This is a genomic window from Paraburkholderia sp. HC6.4b (assembly GCF_014200875.1).
Classification (GTDB): Bacteria; Pseudomonadota; Gammaproteobacteria; order Burkholderiales; family Burkholderiaceae; genus Paraburkholderia; species Paraburkholderia tuberum.
In genome coordinates this window covers 1-1,304 of sequence record NZ_JACHDC010000061.1, presented here as the reverse complement: position 1 = coordinate 1,304, position 1,304 = coordinate 1, and the positions used below count along the sequence as shown (strand labels likewise).

The 1,304-nt window shown below is 65.0% G+C and carries 1 protein-coding gene; it reads right to left on the bottom strand.

Going from position 1 to position 1,304, the window contains the following annotated elements:
• Positions 1-740, bottom strand: a 740-nt coding sequence (locus tag HDG34_RS38580; protein WP_311735654.1) for an Ig-like domain-containing protein, incomplete at its 3' end; no start/stop codon positions are given.
• Positions 741-1,304 lie beyond the last annotated feature (564 nt).

The following is a 1,304-nucleotide window of genomic DNA, read 5'->3' as shown; positions in this document are numbered from 1 at the left end:
TCCAGCGGCGTATCAGGCGTGAAGCTCCAGTTGCCGTCCTCGTCGACTTCCGTCTCGCCAACCGGCGTGCCGTTGTCGATCACGACGATCGTGTCGCCCGGTTCACCCTTGCCTTCCAGCGTCGGCGTCGTGTCGTCCGTGCTGCCGCCATTGTCCACAGGACCCTGGATCGGACCTTCGTCGTCAATCACTTCGCCAATGACTGGCTGGTCCGGCGCAGTCGTGTCCACGATCACCACGTGCGGCTCCGAGGGCCTGCTTTCGTTGCCCGCGGGATCTCGCTCCACCACCGTGAACTCGTGCTCGCCTTCGTCCAGCGGCGTATCAGGCGTGAAGCTCCAGTTGCCATCCTCGTCGACCTGCGTCTCGCCAACCGGCGTGCCGTTGTCGATCACGACGATCGTGTCACCCGGTTCGCCCTTGCCCACCAGCGTCGGTGTCGTGTCGTCCGTGCTCTCGCCATTGCCCACCGGACCCTGAACCGGACCCACGTCGTCAATCACTTCGCCAATGACTGGCTGGTCCGGCGCAGTCGTGTCCACGATCACCACGTGCGGCTCCGACGGCCTGCTTTCGTTGCCCGCGGGATCACGCTCCACCACCGTGAACTCGTGCTCGCCTTCGTCCAGCGGCGTATCAGGCGTGAAGCTCCAGTTGCCGTCCTCGTCGACCTGCGTCTCGCCAATCGGCGTGCCGTTGTCGATCACGACGATCGTGTCGCCCGGTTCACCCTTGCCCACCAGCGTCGGCGTCGTGTCGTCCGTGCTCTCGCCATTGCCCACCGGACCCTGAACCGGACCCACGTCGTCAATCACTTCGCCAATAACCGGCTGGTCCGGCGCATCAACATCAACATCGGCATCGGCATCGGCATCGGCATCGGCATCGGCATCGGCATCGGCATCGGCATCGGCATCCGCGTCCGCGTCCGCGTCCGCGTCCGCATCGGCATCCGCATCCGCATCCGCATCCGCATCCGCATCGGCGTCAGCGTCAGCGTCAGCGTCCGCATCGGCATCGGCATCAGCATCCGCATCCGCATCCGCATCCGCATCTGCATCTGCATCTGCATCTGCATCGGCATCCGCATCGGCGTCAGCATCCGCGTCAGCATCTGCATCCGCGTCAGCATCTGCATCCGCGTCAGCATCTGCATCCGCATCGGCATCTGCATCCGCATCGGCGTCAGCATCAGCATCCGCGTCCGCATCCGTATCGTCGTCAACTGCACCCGGCGGCGTCTGTTCATCCACTACAGCAGCAGCGCTGCCGCCATTACCACCACCGCTCGCGGCGGCAATCCC